At 78.8% G+C, this 1,118-nt stretch carries 1 pseudogene; it reads right to left on the bottom strand.

The window, feature by feature from the left end:
• Window positions 1-1,118: pseudogene (locus CR470_RS41040) on the bottom strand (AAA family ATPase); the annotation flags it as partial.

The raw sequence follows: 1,118 nt of genomic DNA, 5'->3' as shown, positions 1-1,118 counted from the left end.
AGATGTGTATAAGAGACAGGGCCGGGGTCCGGCTGCGCGTCGCCCTCGCCCGCACCCTCAGCGGGCTCGGCCGCGACGGCTGCCGGGGGATCCTCGTCGCGGGCCTCCGCCTGTGCGGCGGCGTGGCGTTCGCGGACGAGCCCGAGGGCCTGTTCGGCGCGGGCGCGGGTGTTCTCGGCGCGGCGGTGGGCGGTGAGGGCGGCCTCCTCGGTGGCCCGGTCGACGTGGCCGTCGCCCTCGGTGGCGGGGGCCGGGTGCTCGGCGGAGCCGCAGACGGTGCAGGGAGCGCCGTCGACGAGTCCGGCGGCCAGCTCCGCCGCGATGTCCCGCAGCCGCCGTTCCCGCAGCCCGAGCCAGGTCTCGTGGGCGTCGAGTGCACGTTCGCGGGCCTCGGCGAGGGTCTGCCGGGTGGCCCGGACCTCGGCGGCCAGCGCGTCCCGGCGGCGGGCGGCCTCCAGCCTGCGGCGGGCCGGGGCGAGGAGTCCGGCGAGCTGCTCGGCGCGGGTCGCGGCCTCCTGGGCCGCCGCGATGCGTTCTTGGAGCCCGGCGTGAACGGCGTCCCAGCCCGCGAGCCAGGCGTCCGCGTCCCGGACGGTCGCGTCGTCGGCCCGGGACTCGCGCTCCAGCCGGTCCCGTTCCTCGTCGATCGCGGCGCTGCGCGCCTCGGCCCGGCGGGCCGACTCCAGGCCGCCCAGCTCCTGCCGGAAGCGGCGCTCCAGCTCGGTGAGCTGGTCGGGGCCGGCGTCGGCGAGGTCGGGCGGCAGCTGTGCCCGGGCCCGGTCGAGGTCGTCGCCCGCCCGGCGGTGGGCGCGCTCCGCCTCCTCGCGCAGGTCCAGTGCGGGGGCGACCCGGTCCGCCTTACGGGCGCGTTCCAACCTCTCCTGGCAGCGGTCGTGTTCGGGCCGCCGCTCCTCCAGCGCCGCCGCGCGCCGCGCGGTCTCCTCGTACCGCTGCTGGAGGCGGGCGAGTTCGCGCTCGGTGTCCAGGGCGTGGCGGGCCGCGTGCTGTCGGCCCTCGGCCCCGGCCACGACGCAGTGGGCGATGCCGAGCCGTTCGCGGGCCGTGGACCTGGCGATCGCGGCCCACTCCAGAACGGCTTCGGCGAGGCCCGGTTCGCC

This window comes from Streptomyces sp. rh34 (assembly GCF_002551245.1).
GTDB lineage: Bacteria > Actinomycetota > Actinomycetes > Streptomycetales > Streptomycetaceae > Streptomyces.
The sequence above is the reverse complement of the archived record's forward strand: the minus strand, read 5'-3'. Positions and strand labels throughout refer to the sequence as shown.